Consider the following 21,443-nt stretch of genomic DNA (forward strand, 5'->3'; position numbering starts at 1 on the left):
TTTTTTCCCCACTTTTCTTTATTTTTCTTTTACTTCGATCAAAAGATCGCCAGAGCTGATTGGTTCTTCTTCAAATACATAAATATGTTCAACGATTCCATCAAAACGTGCTTCAATCGTGGTTTCCATCTTCATTGCTTCCGTTACTAACAAGGCATCCCCTTTTTTAACTTTATCTCCTTTATTTACTAGAACTTGGAGAACAGAGCCAGACATGGTTGCACCAATCTGCTCTTTATTCGTCGGTTCTGCTTTGCGTTTTGCTTGAACAGATGATTTGATGGAAGTATCTTTGATAACGATCTCTCGACGTTGACCATTTAAGTTAAAGAATAAAACGCGATTTCCTTCAATATCAGGATCACCGACTTCATCTAAGCGAATAATCAAGGTCTTCCCTTTTTCGATTTGAACTTCTACAGATTCTCCTTGACGAATGCCTTGGAAGAATGTAGGTGTATCTAATAATGTAACATCACCAAAATTTTGATAAGATGTACGATAGTCCAAAAATACTTGAGGATACATTAGATAGCTCAATACTTCTTCTAATTTTGGTTCATAGCCAATTTTTTCGGCTAATTCAGCTTTTACTTTATCAAAATTAACAGGTGCAGCTAAGCTACCAGGTCTTTCTGTGAAAGCTGGACGTCCTTTCAAAATAATTCTCTGTAAGTCTTTAGGAAATCCACCGACTGGCTGACCCAAGTCTCCTTGGAAGAAGGTCACAACTGACTCTGGGAAACTTAATTCATCCCCATTTTCATAAATATCTGCTTCTGTTAAATTATTTTGCACCATGAACAAGGCCATATCGCCAACAACTTTTGAAGACGGAGTCACTTTTACAATATCACCAAACATCAGGTTAACTGTGTGATACATTTTTTTAATGTCATCCCATTGATGGCCTAAGCCAACTGCTTTAGCCTGTTGTTGTAAATTGGAGTATTGGCCACCCGGCATTTCATGCATATAAACTTCAGTTTGCGGTGCATTCAAGCCATTTTCAAATGGTTGATAATACATACGTACATCTTCCCAATAATGGTTGATTTTTTGTGTATTATCAATGTTAACGTCTGGCGTCCGATCACCATTAACTAAAGCGTAATACAAACTGCTCATACTCGGCTGGCTTGTAGCACCACTCATCGCACTGGTCGCCACGTCTACAATATCTACACCAGCTTTGGTTGCAGCTGAATAAGTGATGATTCCGTTACCGCTTGTATCATGAGTATGCAGGTGAATCGGTAAATCTGTCGTATCTTTCAGTTCACTGATTAAACGGTATGCGGCTTGTGGTTTCAATAAACCAGCCATATCTTTGATTGCAATGATATGAGCACCCATTTTTTCAAGTTCTTTGGTCATATTTTTGTAGTACTCAACGTTGTATTTTGCTCTAAATGGATCATTAATATCACCAGTATAACAAATAGCTGCTTCCGCAATTTTGCCGGCGTCTCTTACAGCTTGAATACTTTTTTCCATTTGCGGCAGCCAATTTAAACTATCAAAAATACGGAAAACATCAATACCTTGTCGTGCAGACTCTTTAATAAATTCTTCGATCACATTATCAGAATAATTTTGATAACCAACCGCATTCGATCCTCTAAACAACATTTGCAATAATGTGTTCGGCATTAATTTACGTATTTTGCGTAGTCTTTGCCATGGGTCTTCATTTAAGAAACGGTAAGCTACATCAAATGTTGCACCGCCCCACATTTCACTAGAAAATAATTCTGGCAATCCTTCACCTGTTAAACGAGCAATTTCTTTAAAATCTTGCGTTCTTACACGAGTCGCTAGCAAACTTTGATGGGCATCACGGAAAGTCGTGTCCGTCAGTAAAACATTATCTTGTTTTTTGACCCAATCAATAACACCTTGGGCGCCATCTTTATCTAATATATTTTTAGCAGTCACATAATCACTTCGTAATGCTAAATCCGTTGGAATACGTGGTGCATCAAAATATTTTTTCGTTGATTTTTCAATTCCTGGAAAACCGTTAACTGTTACTTCACCAATATATTTCATGGTCTTATTGCCACGGTCTCTTAATTTTGGAAATTCAAATAATTGCGGTGTATTGTCAATAAAGGTTGTGTTAGCTTCTCCAGACTGAAATTCTGGATGGCCAATCACTTTATGTAAAAACGGAATATTCGTTTTTACACCACGAATTCTAAATTCTCGCAAACTACGTTCCATTTTTTGGATCGCCTTTTCAAAAGTAAAACCATGCGTACATACTTTTACTAATAGAGAATCAAAATACGGTGTAACGACTGCACCAGAATAGGCATTTCCTACATCCAGACGAACACCAAAGCCACCTGGTGAGCGGTAGGTATCGATTTTACCAGTATCCGGCATAAAGTGATTCAATGGATCTTCTGTAGTAATCCGACACTGAATTGCTGCACCATTCAACGTAATTTGTTCTTGCTGCGGAATCTTCATGTCTTTATGAATATCTAAGCCTTGAGCAATTTGCAGTTGAGAGACTACGATATCTATATCTGTGATCATCTCAGTGATTGTATGCTCGACCTGTACACGAGGATTTACTTCGATAAAATAAAACTGATCCCCTTCAACTAAAAATTCAACGGTTCCAGCATTGACATACTGAACATGTTTCATCAATTGAACTGCTGCATCGCAAATCTCTTTGCGTTTTGCTTCACTCATTGAAACACAAGGTGCAACTTCAACTACTTTTTGATGTCTACGTTGAACCGAACAGTCTCGTTCAAATAAATGAACCACATTACCATGACTATCACCTAAAATTTGCACTTCAATATGTTTCGGGTTTGAGATATATTTTTCTACATATACTTCATCAGAACCAAATGCTGCTTTCGCTTCACTTTTCGCTCTATCATACCCTTCTTTTGCTTCCTTCTCATCGTGTGCTACTCGCATTCCACGGCCGCCGCCGCCTAATGCTGCTTTGATCATAATCGGAAATCCATGAGTTCTACCAAACTCTAAGACGCCTTCCACTGAATCCACTGGACCATCAGAGCCCGGGATTGATGCAATTCCTGCAGCTACAGCTGCTTCTTTTGCTTTGATTTTATCACCAAAAATATCTAAGTGGTGTAATGTTGGACCTACAAAGATAAGACCTTCTTCTCTACAACGACGGGCAAACTCTAAGTTTTCAGAAAGAAACCCATATCCTGGATGAATCGCATCAGCTCCAGATTTTTTTGCGATGCGAATAATGTCTTCCATATCAAGATAAGCTTCGATCGGCTTTTTGCCTTTACCAACTAAATACGCTTCATCTGCTTTAAAACGATGAACAGAATATTCATCTTCTGCTGCATAGATTGCCACTGTCCCGATGTGCATCTCTGTACAGGCTCTAAAAATTCGAATTGCAATTTCTCCACGATTTGCTACTAAAACTTTTTTCATTCTTTCACTCCTACCTGTTTATTGAGGGCGAAACAGAAATGATAGTCTCTTATTTTCTAAAGAGCTCCTTCTGCTTCGCCATCTAATGACCTTCATTGATTTATATCTTACCAAGTAATTGGTATTCTTGGTCCATTTTTTGTTTTTTCTCGTCGGCACTGATATTCAGAACGAACGCAACAGCAATTGAAATAATCAACACACTGTTCCCGCCATGACTGAGAAATGGGAATGTGATCCCAGTTAGAGGAATCACTCCAGTAATTCCACCTAAGTTAATAAATACTTGTAATAACAACATTGAACCGATCCCAATACACATTAATGAATTGAACGGTTTTTTTGAACGAACACCGACTAAAATGATACGAGCAATCATAAACATCAAAAGTGCTAAAATAATCAATGAAACGAACAACCCTAATTCTTCGATCGTAATGGCAAAAATAAAATCCGAATGAGCTTCAGGCAAGAAGCCTTTCTTTTGAATACTATTGCCTAAACCTTTACCAAACCAACCGCCGTTATTGATCGCATAATAAGAATTGGCTAACTGATGGCCATAGTTTCGTTCATCTTTAAACGGATTTAAGAAAATAGCGAAACGTTGATATACGTATTGATATCTAGCTGGAATAAAACTTCCTTTGCTTAAGATCAATGCTTGAATCACTGCAATACTGCCTAAAATCCCAGCTCCACCAACGATATAAGTGTACATATAGTTTACTCCGCTAGCCAATAACATAATGATCACCAATAAAGTTAAAATGGCAGCATTCCCCAAATCGGGTTGTATCGCCACAAGAGAAATTAAAAAACCAACTAAAAGCATTGGTCTAAAAACTGCTTTCTTAAACTCTTTATCAATGTACTTCTGTCTTCGGCCTAAGATATAGGCAAGATACCAAATCACCATAATTTTCAAATATTCAGCCGGTTGCATGGAAAATGAGCCAATCAGCAACCAGCCAGAAGCACCATTAATGTTTCGACCTAATGGGGTAAATTTAACTGCTAAGAGTAGAAAGGATATCACGGCGATTGCAAACATGATAAACCCTTTGTTTTGAAAGACTGTTGTTTTCATCTTATAAATAAAGAACATTCCCACTAAACTTAAAACCCAAAACTGCAATTGAGACACGACCATTGCTGTTGGGGATTCGCCTTTTGATATGAGCAAAGATGATGTTGAACTGTAAACCATGATCAAGCCCACAGCACTAAGGACTAAGTACGGGATCAAGATACTATAATCTAACAGGTGTCTCTTTTTTATCTTGTTTGGCAAAGTTTAAACCTCCTTGCCAATCTCTTTTTTTTCTTGCGTTTCTTCATAAACGTCACTATATAATTGGTTAAGTTCTTTTTCTAAATCACTTAGCAATTGATGTCCTTCTTTTGTGCTTAAAATGCCTAGTCGAATGGCATACGTCACTTGTCGAGAAAAACCATACATTTGTGTATCTACGACTTCCTCAAAGGCTTTACACTGGGAAATACATAGGCTATTTTTTTGATTACGGATCAACATCATGATTCGTTGTGCATCATCGTTTAACAGCTGAACGGCAAAATCTTTTGAAATGGATTCCATTTGCACTAAACCTCCCATCTTAATTATGTAATTATAGCATAATTTGCCTCATTATTAACAGAAATTTTCTGAAAATCCGCCGTTTAAATTTTTTTTTAATGTTCATCAAATTGGAATGAAAGAAAATCTCATGATTCTCACAACTTCTCTAAAAATTAGTCGTTAAAATCTACTGAGCAGTAAAAATCCTTATGCTATCATTACTTTAATTCTTCGATTCACAAAACGAGCACAGTAGGCTCCTTGTATGATTTTTATGTTTTAGTTCATTGATTTTTTTCTTTTTTAGTTCAAACCATATACTACAACGTAATAAATTACATAAAACCAACTTAATACTCCATGAAAAATTGCCCAAAGTACACTATGCCAATTCACATATGAGATTACCAACGCTAATGCGCAACCAAATGAAATCCCTGCTTTTGCACTTTCTTTCATTGTTATCCCTCCGATATTTTCTTGATAATGATTTGTAGCCTATTTCAACAGTTCAGCTCATGGATATCGCACTTAAGTGAATTAGCTAGACTTGCCAAATATCTATTAAAGTCCAGTATTAGACAGGGATCGAGACAGTTCCTGAAAAATCTTCTATATCATGTTTCCCGATTCGCTTCGCTAATATGTATGTTGCAGGAATTTCCAGATCCGTTATGATCCCCAAATGGCTAGCCTGTTCGAATCCGTAGCGGTTGTAATAAGCTTGATCGCCAATTAAAATGATCACGCTATATCCAAGTTTTTCGGACTCTTGTTCAGCTTTAGTCATCAATTTTGCTCCTACACCTTTACCTCGCTGATCTAATCGAACAGTCAAAGGTGCTAAGATCAGCCCGTCCATAGTTCTTGTCTCATTGGTTATTCTTGTTTTTGTTAACATGACATGTCCAACGATTTGCGTATTTTCTTCTGCTACAAAGGCTAGTTCAGGCAAATAGTTTTCGCTTTTCCTCATGCGCTCAACAAATTCTTGTTCCTCCCCATCTTTGACTTTGGCTGTTTTAAAGGCTTCTTTTGTAAAGTCATAAATTACTGGGAAATCATTTTCTTGTTCTAAACGAATGATCATTTTCACCCCTCCATTCAACTATGTTTTTTGATTTTGACACAGATTCGTCGTTCACAATTAGCCATGCTTTTTTACTGATTTATTCTTTAGCTTAAATTCTATTATTAATAGTAACAGAATCTTTTTTAAGAAGCTATCAAAGTACCTAGGTGAGCAGTTAAACAATTCTTTTATAAAAAAAAGACCTTTGAAAGTTGAAGCTGGGACAGAAGCGTTTAATCGCATTGAGGGGTGTGGAACAAAAGTGGTTTTCACTTTTGTTCCACACCCCTCAAGGATCTTTTTTATTTACTCTTTTTCTATTTTATAAATACTTTATTTTTTTAAATCAACGACCATTCTACCTTTGATTTTTCCTTGTTCCATTTCTTCAAAGATATCATTCACTTCATGTAGGCAACGTGTTTCTACAACAGGGACTACTTTACCTTCTGCCCCAAACTGGAATGCTTCTTCTAAATCTTTACGTGTTCCTACTAAGGAACCAACGATTTGAATACCATCTAGAACAGTTTTAACAATTGCAAGATCCATTGTTTCTGGAGGAAGTCCGACAGCAACAACTTTACCTGCAGCTCTTACAGAATCAACCGCTTGATTGAATGCCACTTTAGAGACAGCTGTAACGACAGCAGCGTGAGCCCCACCGACTTGTTCTTGGATCCAAGCGCCAGCATCGCCATCAGTTAGTGGGTTACACACTAAATCAGCGCCTAATTCTTTTGCAAATTCTAATTTATCATCATTAATGTCAACCGCAATAACTTTAGCATTGAACACGTTCTTCGCGTATTGAATAGCTAAATTTCCTAATCCACCAATACCGTAAATTGCAACCCATTGACCTGGTTTTACATCAGAAACTTTGATTGCTTTATAGCAAGTAACACCAGCACATGAGATACTACTAGCTTGAGCTGGATCTAATCCTTCTGGTACTTTAACGGCATAATCAGCTTTAACGATACATTGTTCAGCCATAGCACCGTCTACTGAAAAACCAGCATTTTTCACTTGGCGGCAGAATGTTTCCCGTCCAGTAATACAATATTCACAAGTCCCACAACCTTCAAAGAACCAAGCGATACTTACGCGGTCTCCTACTTTTAGACTTTCAACGCCTGGAGCGATTTCTTTTACGATTCCAATTCCTTCATGACCAATCACTCGCCCTGGAACTTCACCAAAATCTCCATGAGCTACATGCAGGTCCGTATGACAAACACCACAATATTCAACATCCACTAAAGCTTCCCCAGCTTCAAGCGGTCTGATATCTACTTCCTTGATTTCTACTTTTCCATTATTTTCTTTCGTTACAACAGCTGCTTTCATTCTATCACTCCTGTATTTTATATTATATGGAACAATTATATTTTACCATGTATGAAATCGTTTTAACAGCCTTTTTGAGAAGAAGTTCACAATTAACGAAAATTTGTTCAATGTACATAAAAAAGAACAAGAATGAATCACTTTGCATGATTCATCTTGCTCTTTTAAAAGCTATAATTAAAGTTTTAGATTGCTGTTGTTGCGCCACGGTATACAATACCACGACGAGGATCAACAGTGATCAATTCATCACTTGCAATCAAGCTTGTTGCGTCAGCTGCGCCAACGATTACTGGAATATCTTTCGCAATTGCAACAACTGCTGCATGAGAAGTTAATCCACCCTCTTCAACAACTAAAGCAATTGCTTTGTCGATTGCAGGCATATAATCTTTGTCAGTTGTTTTTACAACTAGAATAGAACCTTCTACTGCATTTGCTACTGCTTCTTCAGCTGTATTTGCAACAACTGCTTTAGCAATAACTGAAGCTTCGCCGATTCCTTGACCTTGAACTAATTTTGATCCGATCATTTGGATCTTCATTAAGTTTGTTGTTCCTTTTTCACCTACTGGCACACCAGCTGTGATGATGATCAAATCGCCTTCGCTTGCAAATCCTTCTTCTTGAGAAGTGTGTGTCGCTAAGTTGAACATTTCATCAGTGCTTGATGGTTTGTCAGCAACAGTTGCATAAACACCCCAAGATAATGATAAGCTACGAGCTTTTTGTTCTGAGAAAGTGATCGCAACGATATGAGATTTTGGACGGTATTTAGAAATCATGCGAGCAGTGTGTCCTGATTCAGTTGCTGCAACAATTGTTTGGATGCCCAAGTTACGTGCAGTATGTCCAACTGATTGACCAATTGCTTCAGCCATATCTGTTTTGCTGTAAAGTTTTAATGCAAATGAATCTTGGTTGATCAATGCTTCTTCTGTACGAACTGCAATGCGAGCCATTGTTTGAACCGCTTCTAATGGGTAATCCCCGGCAGCTGTTTCACCAGAAAGCATTACTGCATCTGTTCCATCATAAATCGCATTAGCAACGTCATTCGCTTCCGCACGTGTTGGACGTGGGTTGCGTTGCATAGAATCTAACATTTGAGTTGCTGTGATAACAGGTTTACCTAAAGCGTTACATTTTTTGATCAAGTCTTTTTGAACAACTGGAACGTCTTCTGTTGGAATTTCAACACCCATGTCACCACGAGCAACCATCAAACCATCAGAAACTTTTAGGATTTCGTCAATGTTGTCGATTCCTTCTTGGTTTTCGATTTTAGGAATGATTTGGATATGCGTTGCATTTTCTTCTTCTAGAATTTTAGTAATTTCTAAAACGTCAGTTGCACGACGAACGAAACTTGCCGCGATAAAATCAACGCCTTGTTCGATACCAAAACGGATATCAGCAGCATCTTTATCAGTGATACCAGGAAGGTTTACAGAAACTCCAGGTACGTTAACGCCTTTTTTATTTTTTAGAACGCCTTCGTTTTTAATGAGTGTAACGATTTCGTTTGCAGTACGGTCGATATCAGTTACTTCTAAGTCGATTAATCCATCGTCTAAAAGAATATGAGAACCAACATTTACATCGTTGATCAATTCTGGATAAGTGATTGAAAATTTTTCGTTAGTTCCTAAAACTTCTGTCATAGAAAGACGTACTGTTTCACCTGTTTTTAAAGTGATAGCGCCATTTTCCATTTCATTCGTACGGATTTCAGGACCTTTTGTATCAAGTAAGATCGCTACGCGTTTTCCTGTAATTTTTGCAGCCTCACGAATATTTTTGATGCGGTTACCATGTTCTTCAAAATCACCATGTGAGAAGTTCAAACGGCAAACATTCATTCCTGCATTCATTAAGTTTACTAGCATATCAACTGTTTCACTAGCTGGTCCGATCGTACATACGATTTTCGTTTTTTTCATTACCAAACGCTCCTATTCCATTTTTGTTTATACGTCTTGAAGATTATCTATTTTCCTCAAGGGATACTTAAGATAGCTCAAATTTTTAAGCGTATCCTTAGAAAGAAATCTCTTGATTTAAATCATAAAGTGATAAATCAGGTTTATGTTTGTGGTTTTCCAATGTGTCAACGATATCCGCTGAAACGACTTGGTTATCAAGCATACCGATACATTGTCCACCAATTCCTGCTTTCAATAATTCGACAGCATATGAACCAAATTTACTTGCTAATACACGGTCACGAGCACTTGGTGAGCCGCCACGGACAACGTGTCCTAAAATAGATACACGTGTGTGGAAATCACCATGTTCAGAAAGTTTCTCAGCAAATTCATTTCCGCCCATAACGCCTTCTGCCAAGATGATCAAGCAATGTTTTTTACCACGATCGCGGCCTTCTCTGATACGTTTTGCAACATTGACCATGTCGAAATCGTGTTCAGGAATAATGATTTCGTCAGCACCACCTGCTACACCTGACCAAAGAGCGATATCGCCTGCACCACGTCCCATTACTTCAATAACAAATGTCCGAACGTGTGAAGTTGCAGTATCACGAATACGGTCGATCGATTCTAATACTGTGTTGATCGCTGTATCAAAACCAATTGTGAAATCAGTCCCTGGAATATCATTGTCAATTGTTCCTGGAATTCCTACAGCTGGGAAACCACGTTTTGTTAGTGCCATTGCACCATGATAAGAACCGTCCCCACCGATAACAACTAAACCTTCGATACCGAATTTTTTCAATTGTTCGATTCCTTTTAATTGTCCTTCTTCTGTTGCAAATTCTGGATAACGCGCAGAGTATAAGAATGTTCCTCCACGTTGAATCTTGTCACCGACATCAGCAATGTCTAAACGACGGATGTCACCTGCTACCAAACCTGCAAAACCGTAGTTGATTCCATAAACTTCGATTCCGTCAAAAATCCCTTTACGTACCACTGCACGAATTGCAGCGTTCATTCCTGGGGCGTCTCCCCCACTGGTTAAAATACCGATACGTTTCATTCGTTCTTTCACCTCATATAATATACTTTTAAGCTGTAACAATTTTTGCCACAGTTATTCATTACTCAAAAATATTACGTCACTCATTTTACCATTAATAGTGCAAAAAGTCTTGATTTAAGAAGAAATAATTGAAAAAAGATGAAAACAATTAGTATTTTTTACCGTAAATCATTTGAAAACAACATTTTGAGCACCTAAGATTGCTTCCAGCTCTTCTTTTGCCGCCACTGTATCAGCTAGCCAATTCTCTTCTCCTAAGACTAATTTCTTCCCGTTTTTTTCAAAATAAATAATCACTGGTGTATTACCTTTATGTTTTTGAATGACTTCCCGAATACTTTGTAACACGTTTTTTTGATCTTTTTCAGCAATTATTTTCAGGTAACAAGTTGTTGCACTAATACTGTTTTCAATATCACTTGCCTTTTCAATCTGATTGACCAATAATTGTAATTCTTGGTTGTAGTTACTTTTTTCTATTTTGCCTTCTACGAAATAAACTTGATTTTTTTCAACATTTTGACGCAACGTTCTGAAAACGGTTGGAAAAAGAGTCAAAGAGAGTGATCCAGTTAAATCATCTCCTTCAACAAAAGCCATTTGTTCTCCTTTTTTCGTTCGGATCACTCGAATATCTTTCACATAAATCAACAAACGAGCGGTTTGTTTTTCAACAACATCACTTACGAGCATGACCTGCTTCGTCAATCGTGTTTTTTTGAATTCCTCAGTTGGATGTCCAGATAAATAAACCCCTAAATATTGTTCTTCTTGTTCTAATTTTTCTTCTAAAGTATAGTCTGCAATTTCTACTTCTTTTAGTTTCAAGGTGTCTTCCAATAGATTCATGCTGCCACCGCTATAAATGATATTTTGGATTTCACTATCTAAACTAACAGACAGCTGACGGCGATTAGGCTGAAGTTCATCAAAGGCGCCAATCGCGATTAATGGTTGAATATTTTCAGCTTTCAACCATTTACGATCGATACGTAATAAAAATTGATCGAAGGTTTTAAATGGTCCCCGCTCTTTTCGTTCATCAAGGATGTTTTGGATGAAATCTCTACGAATTCCTTTTAATGAGCTAAAACCAAACATGATTTGATCATCATTATTTAGATAGAAACTATATTGACTAGAATTGATTGCAGGTTGCATAATCGTCATTTTATTTTTACGCGCTTCCCCAATGTACTCTTTGATTTTTGTTGGGTTATGTCTTACTGAATGGAGAATCGCCGCATAAAAAGCACCCGGAAAATGAACTTTTAAATAGGCCATTTGAAACCCAATAAAAGAATAAGCAAAAGCATGAGATCGGTTAAATCCATAATTGGCAAACCGTTCGATATAATCATAAATCGTTGTTGCTACAGCTTCGCTATGTCCTTGTTTCATAGCTCCTTCAACAAAGTGCTTTCGTTCCTCATCTAGTACATCTTTTTTCTTTTTACTGACCGCACGCCTTAAAATATCAGCCTGACCCAGACTAAAACCAGCCATAGTAGAAGCAACTTGAATGATCTGCTCTTGATAGACGATCACACCGTACGTATTCTTCAAAATCGGTTCTAAAACGGCATCAGGATACTCGATTGGTTCCTGCCCTTTTTTTCTCTGGACAAACAAATCGATATTTTGCATTGGACCTGGCCGATATAAAGCGTTGACCGCCGCAATATCTTCAATACTTGTCGGACCTAATTTTCTTAAAACGTTTCTTATCCCCGCTGATTCAAATTGAAAAACACCACTAGTCTCCCCACGTCTAAATAAGGCTAAGGTCAATTCATCATCCAATGGAATTTGGTTTAAAATCACTTCTTTTTTGTAGACTCGTTTAATTGACTTGATCGTATCATCAATGATCGATAGATTTCGCAAGCCTAAAAAATCCATTTTTAGTAAGCCAATTTTTTCCACATCATTCATCGTAAATTGCGTCAAGAAGATATCATTTGAACCCGGCTGTAAAGGCACAATATCTAGCAGATCAAGATCACTGATCACTACACCCGCCGCATGAGTCGACACGTGCCGTGGTAATCCTTCTAACCGAACAGCAGTATCATATAAAAGGCGATTTGTTTCAGAAGAATTCACCAGCTCTACTAATTTTTTCGAATCTGCATAAGCTGTTTCCAAGGTCATTTTCAGAGCACTGGGAACAGCACTAGACCAACGATTAGATTCACTTTGCGATAAGCCAAATACTCTAGCTACATCTCTTAAAACCATTTTTGCAGCCATAGTCCCGAAAGTAGCAATCTGCGCCATATGATAGTGCCCATATTTTTCTCGAACATATTGCAAGACTTCTTCACGTCGATTATCTGGAATATCTAAATCTATATCGGGCATCGAGTGTCTTTCAGGATTTAAAAAACGTTCAAATAGTAAATCATATTTGATTGGATCTACATCCGTAATCGATAAAACGTAAGAAACCAAGGATCCTGCAGCTGAACCACGTCCGGCTCCCGTTACGATTTTTCTTTCATGGGCAAAAGCCATAACATCCCAAACAATCAAAAAATAATCATCAAATCCCATTGTATGGATGATATCTAACTCTTTTGCCAAGCGTTTTTCATACTCAACCGTAACAGTTGGGATACGCTCAGGTAATTTCTGTAAACACAGTTCTTTTAAAAACGCCCCCGCCTCTTTACCATCTGGGATCGGATAATGTGGCAACAAACGTTGATGTAACGGGATTTCTAAAGTACAATCATCAGCTAACAGTTCTGCATTACGCACTGCTTGTTCATTGACTTTTACAAGTAATTGTTTTGCAGCATCCGTCTGACTTCTTAGATAATAGGGCCCTTCAATTTCGGTTTCCTCTGCATTCAAGGTCATTTGTTGCCCTTCATCGATATGAGCCAACACCTTCAAGGCAAAACCATCCTCGCGATTTAGATAGCGGGTTTCTTGTAATGCTACAAGTGGTTGTTCTTTTGTTTCATAAAATTGAAACAAAGCTGGATCGGTTTCCAGGTTACACGTAAATGAAGCTCCTGCAAAAAAAGATGATGGATCAAAAAATTCTGCTAGCTGTTCTAAGCTTTCAGCTGCTTCTGCTTCACTTCGCTTTAAGACAAAAGCAACCTCTCCTTTATCAGACGGCATCACGGCGTATAGATGATTCAAATACTCCTTGACTCCTTCTAAATAGAAAACTCTTTCGCTGTTCATTTTGGCAGTAGAAATCCGCATCAAATTTTGATATCCTTGAAGATCTTTGGCATATAATAACAATTGAGCAGGCTGCTCCGATTTTTGAGGAGTATATTCTAATGTTAACCCGATGATTGGTTTGATTGCTTCTTTTTTGCAGGCCTCAAAAAATTCAATCGCGCCATGAAGTACATTAATATCCGTAATCCCTAAAGTTGTATAGCCTAATTTTTTGGCTTGTTGCACTAATTCTTGAATACGAATAGTACTGGAAAGTAATGAGTAAGAAGTAATTGTATATAGTTGTGGAAAAGGCATAAGACATCTCCTTATATATATGATGGTTTTGATTCAAAAATGTAACTTTCAATTTCTTTACATTTACAAAAATTGTGCTAAACTATAGCTAGAAAAGAGGTGCAATCCATGCGTTACATTCTTGTATTGTTGTGGTCCTTTTTACTAGGACAAGTGGTCGGTTATATCGGCGGTGCCTTAAACGGCGGGTCTTACGATTTTATGCTGACAACGATTATGTCATTGATTACCGGTGTGATTATCTTATTGATTGGTCAATTCGCTTTACCAAAAAAAGAAACCACTAAAAGTGCTCAATAACTTTGCAAATGAGATATCTGCTTTTTTTAAAGTAATCGTCTCACCATTTATTACTTGAAAATCATCTTTATAAAAAAACCAGTTACTACAAACATTGTAACTGGTTTTTTTATGTTTTCAACTGTTTAGAGTCTTTTATTTAAAATTTTGCGAAAATTGAATAAAGAAAGGCAAATATTTCCTAAAACAAAACAAGCTGTGACAATAAATACGGCACTATAACCAAAACCATGAGCCACGGTCGATCCGATCATTGGACCTAAAACCTGCCCAAAATTACTAAACATTTGATTGTAACTGTAAATTCTGCTGACACCCTCTGATGGTGTGATTTTACTAATCAACGTATTGATCGATGGCATCAAAGCACCCGTTGAAAAGCCTAGAAAAAAGCGTAGTAAACCTAGCTGAAACGGTGTCTTAACAAAAGCCATCGGAATATAACAAATCATCGATAGCATCAATCCCGCCAACAAAACTTTATGATTTCCGATTTTATCCCCAAGCTTCCCTAAAACGGGTGAAGAGATGACTGCCGATACACCAGCTACCGAAACAATCAGACCACTGATAAACAAAATATTACCTGTATCATGGCTCAATGAACGGATATATAAGGTTAAAATCGGGCTGATACTTGTCACACCAATTTGCAAAATCAACGTTGTGACGAATAACCCAATCAAAATAGACACATGATCCATCTTTGAAAAAATATCTTTTGTACTCAACAGATCTTTCTTCTCCACTGGCTGAAAATCTTCTTTTACCATAAAAATTGTCAGTAATGTTGTAATTAATAGTACGATCCCAGTAATGATGAATACATTTTCCATTCCAAACCATTGTGCTAAAGCACCACCGATCGAAGGTCCAATCAAATTCCCTGCGATGGCACCTGTTGACAACGTTCCTAAAGCCCAACCACTTTTTTCTTTAGGCGCTTGGGAGGCAATCATAGCTGTCGCATTGGGAATATAGCCAGATAGAATCCCGTTAAAAAAACGCATAATGAGCAACCAATAAACGTTTGGCACAAAAGCTAAAGACCCCATCGTAATCGTCATCCCAGCTGCCGCTCGAATCATCATCACTTTGCGCCCTTTTCTATCTGCCAGATTCCCCCAGATTGGCGCTACAATTGCAGCGGCAAAGGCTGTAACGGCTATCGCAAGTCCTGAAAAAAGCTCAACTTGACTCTTCGGTGTCCCTAACTGTTCAACATAAACAGGGATAAAAGGCATCACCAAACTAATACTCGCACCCGTAAAAAAACAACCTAACCAAGCAACCATTAAATTCTTTTTCCACTCAATTCTCATAATAACGTACACCTCACAAGTTCTTCACTATTAACTATACTCCAAATTTTGTAATCTCTCAAAAAATTTTTCTGTTAAACAAAATAAAAAAGTCCAACTGCCTAAAAGACAGCTAGACCTTTTTATTAAAAACCTCTTTTATAGAATCGCCAAAATAACAAAGTTTAAGATAAACAGAGCATTAACGACCCAAAGAATGGGCGAAACTTCATTAAATTTTCCTTTTGCTACTTTTACTACTGCATAAAAAATGAAGCCAGCTGCAATCCCATAAGAAATACTGTAACATAAGCCCATAAAAATAGAGGCAAAAAATGCTGGCACAGCTTCTTCTAAATTGGTCCATTCAATATCCTTAAATGATGCCAACATCATCACACCGACTAAAATCAAAGCAGGTGCTGTTGCTTGTGCTGGAACAATTGCAATCAGCGGTGAAAATAAACTACTTAATGCAAATAATCCTGCTACCACAACTGAAGTCAAACCAGTTCGTCCGCCAGCTCCGATCCCTGCAGCACTTTCTACGTAAGTTGTTGTATTAGAGGTTCCAAAAACTGCACCAATCGACGTTGCGATTGCATCTGCAAATAACGCTTTATCCATTTTTGTTGAAAAACCTTTACTATCTTCTAAAGCTAATTCATCCTCTTTAGAGAAAATACCAGTCCGACGTCCGGTTCCAATAAAGGTACCGATCGTATCAAATGTATCTGATAAGCTAAACGCGATGACCGTCATCAAAACTTGGGGAATTTTCGAGGCATCGCTAAACAATGACTGCATTCCATCCGCTCCAAAGGCTGCACCAAAAGTAGTTCCTAATTCGCCAATAGAACTTCCCAACGAATTTGCTTGCCAATCAATTGCTGATAAATCAACAACGCCCATTGGTATTGCAATGATCGTTGTCGCCACAATCCCAATCAAAATAGCACCACGAACATTTAAAACGACCAAGATCGTCATTAAGACTAAACCAATCACAGCTAATATAATTTCTGGATTATTAAAGTTCCCTAAAGCTGGAACCACACTATCACCATTAACCATTCCATTGACTGGCTCAGATTGTACTGTGAAATCTAACAGCTTTGCATTTTTGATCCCAACATAGGCAACAAAAATTCCAATCCCGCCACCAATTGCATGTTGCATACTTTCTGGGATAGCGTTAATGATCAATTTACGAATTTTTGTAACAGTGATCAACACATTGATCAATCCGCAGATAAAGACCATCGCTAAAGCTTGCTGCCATGTATAGCCTAATCCAAAAACTACCGTAAACGTGAAAAATGCATTTAACCCCATTCCAGGAGCTTGTGCATAAGGAACATTTGCAAAAAGTCCCATGATCAACGTTCCAATAATCGATGCAATGATCGTTGCTAAAAATACTGCTTGAAACGGCATTCCTGTTTGAGATAGAATCGAAGGATTAACGAATAAGATATAACTCATTGCAAAAAATGTTGTTACACCTGCCACCATTTCAGTTGAGATTGTCGTTTTGTTTTCCTTTAATTTGAAAAACTTTTCCATAAAGTTGTCTCGCTCCCTTTTTACCCAAAAATTTCATCAAGAGTGTGTTTAACGTTATAAATTAATAAGTGCTTGTTCCGCTTTCCTGATGAATACTTATAAAGTATACGTTAGCGAGGTGACCATTTCAACAAATTATTAACTTTAACGCTAATATCTTTTCTTAATGTTCGTGTTTAGCTTTTTTGAATAAAATTTATAAAAAAACCTTACAGTCGTGATGATTACTCAGCGACTGTAAGGTTTTTGTTTTATAACATTTTTCTCTTAATCAACACAACAATATTTGTGCTAATAGCGATTACTCCGAATAGAACTGAACGGTTTTCTGATCGTTCTCCCGTTTTTGGTAATTCTTTTTTAGAAGCTGCCTCAGCAAGCTCTTTGGTATTTGTCCCTTCGCTGATAACGTCTTTCTTAGGTAAAATTTCGATTGGAAAAACAACCTGATTTTTTTCTGTATCTAGCACGACAGCTGTTAGTTTCTTTTTGCCATTAATTTTTAATGAAGTCACATTCATTTTGATAAGACCTTGTGAATCAGCTTGACCGACTAAGTCTCCTTCTGGAAGCTCCGCTGTTCTTGTGTTCATTTGAGGAACTTCGCCATCATAGAGTACAATTGTTGCATTTGGTAGCGTAACACCTCTCAAAAGTTCATCATCTTCGTATAAAGGATCAAAAATCGTTGCTTTTTTGATTTTCTCTTCACCTTCATTTGGAGCTGGAACTTCTGGATCAGGTGGTGTTGTCGGATCCACTAATTTTTTACGATTTTCAACAGAAGCTTCAATTAATTCTCCAGCGGCTTCCTTCCCTTCAATATATCCAATGAACGTTTCGGTATCTGGTTGAATCGCATTGATCAACTTCGCTCCAGTAAAGCCAGAGAAACCATCCCCTCCACCAAATAAAAAGTCATTGATGACAACTAAATAAGGAGCATCCGCCTGAATTGGCGTGCCATCTTTTTTATGCATTTCATGAACTTTGAATGGTTGATTCTTATCTGTTGTTGCAGTATACGTATAACTTAATCCAGAAATTTGTAAAAAGTAGCGTTCTTCTTCATCATATTGTTCGTTTAACACTTGTTCAATTTGGGCACCGGTCATCTCAACCACCTGCATAATATTACCAAATGGTTGTACGGCTTGAGCTGCTCCCCACGTAATATCACGATTCGCTTCAACCGCTAAATCAGCACGAATGCCACCGTTGTTCGTCATTGCAAAATCAGCATCGATCCCTTGGATTTTCGCCATTGCAACTTGTCCATCCGTAATCAAATTACCAAGAGGAGATTCTTTCGAGTCGTTGACTTCTCGAGTGATTCCACCTGTTTCTTTTGCTGTCCCAATTTTTTTGTTCGTCACCTGTGCCACACGTGCTTCAGCATCTTTCACAGTTGCTTCAACCTTTGAATCAACTTTTGGTACATCCTTAGCTGCTGGATCAACTGGTAGAACTTTGGCTTTAGGTGTCTCCACAAAATCATTGGTTTTTGGATCGAGCGTCCCTTGCAGATCAATATATCCTTTTCCTTGCGCTGTAGACTGAACCACTCTCGTCTTATTCACAACACCGTTGGTATATTGATGGTTATGTGCTGCAAAAAAAGCATCTACACTATTCTCTGGATAAAGTTTATCCACTGACGCCATGATTTCTGCGGCTTCTCCATTCACTTTATCCGCCTTACTTGTTGCAGGGATATGAGCCAAGACTACGATCGCATTCACACCTTCTGCTTGTAATATATTGGAGTAATAAGCAATAGTTTCAGCTTCATCTAAAAAGTCATATGCTTCATAATGTTCTTTTAAAACTAAGTTAGGAATTTCAGATGTAACCACCCCGATAAAACCAACTTTTACTTTATTCGTTGCTGTTCCAACCTCTTTGACTGTATAGGGTTTCCAGCCAAAAGGAATTTCTTCCGTTCCTTTTTTGACAACATTACCAATCACGATTTCAGTTTTTGAGGCTTCTCTTGGATATGCAGCTAAAATACCATATGGATCATTAAGCGGTTTTTCACCAATCATGATGCGATTAAATTCTTGGAGCCCTTCATCAAATTCGTGATTTCCAATAGTCCCAACCGCAAAATCCATTTGATTCAACACTTTAATCGTTGGTTCATCTTGAAGCAGCCCCGAGCTTGCAGGACTTGCCCCGACCATATCACCAGCATGAACACGCACTGTTTGAGCATTTTTGTTAGCGTTTTTAAATTGTTCCTGCGCTTGATTCAAATAACCGGCTAATAAAGGCGCCGTCCCAGCATTCGCTGTTTTCTTTCCTTCATCATCAAAAAAAGAACCCGTTGTATTCAAGGCACCGTGAAAATCATTGATCCCTAAAATTTGAATGGGAATGTTCCCCTCTGCCAACGGCTGTTCAAGCGTTCCCTTCTGATCAACTGCTCCGTTGATTGTTTCCGCATTAGCAACATTGTCAACCAAGGCCACGCCACTGCTAATTCCCCCAATAGTAAATAAAATAGTTAACAAAGAGCTTTGCCACTTTTTCATATTTATAACTCCTCTTCGATTATTTCCAAACATACTTAGTTAAAGAGTAACAATTTCCTCACACACTGTCAATACGACTTTTCTTGCTATTCTATCAGCTCCAACCCTTTTAATCCAGCAATCGAAGCAAGTAAAATAAGCTGCATCATTGTAAGTAATAGAACAAACAAGACTTTATTAACCGACCAATCAAAAAAAATAAGTTGGATGGTTTGGACCGGTTTTGTAAATAAATGAACACTGTGCAAGCGATCAAATCGTCCAACAAAAATAGCTAAACTAGACAAGAAATTGATCAACACAATCAAAAGTAGCCCTTGCCATTTTTTCTTTAAGATATTTCTTTGAAAACTTTCATTAATTACTGTAATAACGGTCGCCATCCCTAAAAATCCATAAACACAAATTCCAATCGTCAATAAACTAAAAGATAACCAATCAGAAAGCGACTGACCAAATATCTGATTCATTCCTTGATAGATCGATAACCGTTCTAAATGAAAAAAGTCCGTAAATAAATAAGGTGCATTTGGATAAAATAATAGCCAAAACGAGCCTAAAAGGAGAAACATTCGCCTTCCTACTTGTTTAAAATGAAAACTAATTTCAAGCGGAATATAAGCCAACAAAACATTCAAAGCCATGAAATGGTACATTTTAGCAAAAAATAGCATATACACACAATAAAAGAGAGTTACGATCCGAATTGACCAACGATACGTTTGAACCAAGTATTTCACCGCCCTTTTTTCATTTAGTGTATCACAAAGAATTTATTTTCAAACATTTTCTTGAAAACTTGTCATTCTGCTATTTTATGCTAGACTTAGTTAAAGAAAACTTTCCGGGAGGAACGATTTTGAAAAAATTAATTGCAATCGACTTAGATGGTACAACGTTAAATGCACAATCTTTAATTAGTGCAACAACTGAAAAAGCTTTAAAAAATGCGATGGCGCATGGTCATTATGTCAGCATAGTCACTGGTCGTCCTTATCGAATGAGCGGTCAATTTTACCGCCAATTAGGCCTAGCTACACCAATGGTCAATTTCAATGGCGCTCTCGTTCATATGCCTGAAAAACAATGGGCAGATGAATTGGAAACTGGGATCCAGCGAGATTTAGTATTTGATATTTTAGCTCAAAAGAAAGCGTTAAATCTTGATTTTGTTGCTGCAGAAAATAAAGAAACGTTTTATATTGATAGTTTAGATTACTTCGATTCAGCTTTTTTTGCATCAGAAGCAACCGAAAACAACCTATTGACTGCTAAAAATTTAATTACCGATCCGACTTCTATGATGGTTCGGACATCAAAAGATCAGGCTGCACTTGTCTCAGATTCTTTGATGAAGCAATATGGTGATTATGTTGATGTCCGAACTTGGGGCGGACCAACACCTATTTTAGAGATCGTTTCTAAAGGTATCCAAAAAGCAAAAGGCGTGGAACAAGTTGCTAAATACCTAGACGTGAAGCGTTCAGACATTATCGCATTTGGTGATGAACATAATGATGAAGAGATGTTGGATTATGTTGGTTGGGGCGTTGCAATGAAAAATGCCACTGATCAAATCAAGTCCGTAGCCAATGATATCACTGAGAAAACCAATGATGAAGATGGCTTAGCCGATTATTTAGAACGATATTTAGATATAAAAAAATAGTAGCTATTTATTTGCATTTAGGCTGTCAACCAAAAGTGAAAATCACTTTTGGTTGACAGCCTATTTTTTACATCTTTGACAAAATTTAACTCTCTTGCTAAAATAAGAA

At 37.6% G+C, this 21,443-nt stretch carries 15 protein-coding genes; 2 read left to right on the plus strand and 13 right to left on the minus strand.

Features of this window, described 5'->3' with window-relative positions:
- Window positions 1–18: 18 nt before the first annotated feature.
- The 9 genes from ATZ35_RS14350 to dnaE all read right to left on the minus strand — a co-directional run bounded on the left by ATZ35_RS14350 (window position 19) and on the right by dnaE (window position 13,961).
- Window positions 19–3,447, minus strand: a complete 3,429-nt coding sequence (locus ATZ35_RS14350; RefSeq protein ID WP_208927835.1) for a pyruvate carboxylase — start codon at window positions 3,445–3,447, stop codon at window positions 19–21.
- 100 nt (window positions 3,448–3,547) lie between these two features.
- Window positions 3,548–4,741, minus strand: coding sequence for an FtsW/RodA/SpoVE family cell cycle protein (locus ATZ35_RS14355; RefSeq protein WP_208927836.1), 1,194 nt, complete (start codon window positions 4,739–4,741; stop codon window positions 3,548–3,550).
- 3 nt (window positions 4,742–4,744) lie between these two features.
- Window positions 4,745–5,047 carry an Fpa/YlaN family protein gene (locus ATZ35_RS14360; RefSeq protein WP_208927837.1) on the minus strand — a complete coding sequence of 101 codons (303 nt, stop codon included), beginning with the start codon at window positions 5,045–5,047 and terminating at the stop codon, window positions 4,745–4,747.
- 285 nt (window positions 5,048–5,332) lie between these two features.
- A complete protein-coding gene (locus ATZ35_RS14365) occupies window positions 5,333–5,488 on the minus strand; it encodes a hypothetical protein (RefSeq protein WP_208927838.1) in 156 nt (51 codons plus the stop codon).
- Window positions 5,489–5,606: 118 nt separating this feature from the next.
- Window positions 5,607–6,119 (minus strand): GNAT family N-acetyltransferase, encoded by a 513-nt coding sequence (locus tag ATZ35_RS14370; protein WP_208927839.1) that lies wholly within the window; start codon window positions 6,117–6,119, stop codon window positions 5,607–5,609.
- A 315-nt stretch (window positions 6,120–6,434) separates the two neighbouring features.
- Complete coding sequence (gene adhP / locus ATZ35_RS14375; protein WP_208927840.1) at window positions 6,435–7,454, minus strand: alcohol dehydrogenase AdhP; 1,020 nt, start codon at window positions 7,452–7,454, stop codon at window positions 6,435–6,437.
- Window positions 7,455–7,639: 185 nt separating this feature from the next.
- Entirely contained in the window at window positions 7,640–9,397 is a 1,758-nt protein-coding gene (pyk, locus tag ATZ35_RS14380) for a pyruvate kinase (protein ID WP_208927841.1), read from the minus strand.
- 97 nt (window positions 9,398–9,494) lie between these two features.
- Window positions 9,495–10,457: a 6-phosphofructokinase gene (pfkA, locus tag ATZ35_RS14385; RefSeq protein WP_208927842.1), complete on the minus strand. Its 963-nt coding sequence runs from the start codon at window positions 10,455–10,457 to the stop codon at window positions 9,495–9,497.
- Between the two features lie 171 nt (window positions 10,458–10,628).
- On the minus strand, window positions 10,629–13,961 hold the full coding sequence (dnaE, locus tag ATZ35_RS14390; protein WP_208927843.1) for a DNA polymerase III subunit alpha: 3,333 nt from the start codon (window positions 13,959–13,961) through the stop codon (window positions 10,629–10,631).
- A 108-nt stretch (window positions 13,962–14,069) separates the two neighbouring features.
- Between dnaE and ATZ35_RS14395 the strand changes: the two genes are divergently transcribed.
- Window positions 14,070–14,261: a YjzD family protein gene (locus ATZ35_RS14395; protein ID WP_069652995.1), complete on the plus strand. Its 192-nt coding sequence runs from the start codon at window positions 14,070–14,072 to the stop codon at window positions 14,259–14,261.
- 125 nt (window positions 14,262–14,386) lie between these two features.
- On the opposite strand, the gene ATZ35_RS14400 is transcribed toward ATZ35_RS14395, so the two are convergent.
- The 4 genes from ATZ35_RS14400 to ATZ35_RS14415 all read right to left on the minus strand — a co-directional run bounded on the left by ATZ35_RS14400 (window position 14,387) and on the right by ATZ35_RS14415 (window position 20,339).
- Complete coding sequence (locus ATZ35_RS14400) at window positions 14,387–15,583, minus strand: multidrug efflux MFS transporter (RefSeq protein ID WP_208927844.1); 1,197 nt, start codon at window positions 15,581–15,583, stop codon at window positions 14,387–14,389.
- A gap of 138 nt (window positions 15,584–15,721) precedes the next feature.
- Entirely contained in the window at window positions 15,722–17,128 is a 1,407-nt protein-coding gene (locus ATZ35_RS14405; RefSeq protein ID WP_086279249.1) for an NCS2 family permease, read from the minus strand.
- 251 nt (window positions 17,129–17,379) lie between these two features.
- Window positions 17,380–19,665 carry a 5'-nucleotidase C-terminal domain-containing protein gene (locus tag ATZ35_RS14410; RefSeq protein ID WP_208927845.1) on the minus strand — a complete coding sequence of 762 codons (2,286 nt, stop codon included), beginning with the start codon at window positions 19,663–19,665 and terminating at the stop codon, window positions 17,380–17,382.
- A gap of 86 nt (window positions 19,666–19,751) precedes the next feature.
- Entirely contained in the window at window positions 19,752–20,339 is a 588-nt protein-coding gene (locus ATZ35_RS14415; RefSeq protein WP_208930503.1) for a DUF1361 domain-containing protein, read from the minus strand.
- A gap of 185 nt (window positions 20,340–20,524) precedes the next feature.
- On the opposite strand from ATZ35_RS14415, the gene ATZ35_RS14420 reads away from it, so the two are divergent.
- A complete protein-coding gene (locus tag ATZ35_RS14420; RefSeq protein ID WP_208927846.1) occupies window positions 20,525–21,334 on the plus strand; it encodes a Cof-type HAD-IIB family hydrolase in 810 nt (269 codons plus the stop codon).
- Window positions 21,335–21,443 lie beyond the last annotated feature (109 nt).

The sequence above is a fragment of the Enterococcus rotai genome (assembly GCF_001465345.1).
Classification (GTDB): Bacteria; Bacillota; Bacilli; order Lactobacillales; family Enterococcaceae; genus Enterococcus_L; species Enterococcus_L rotai.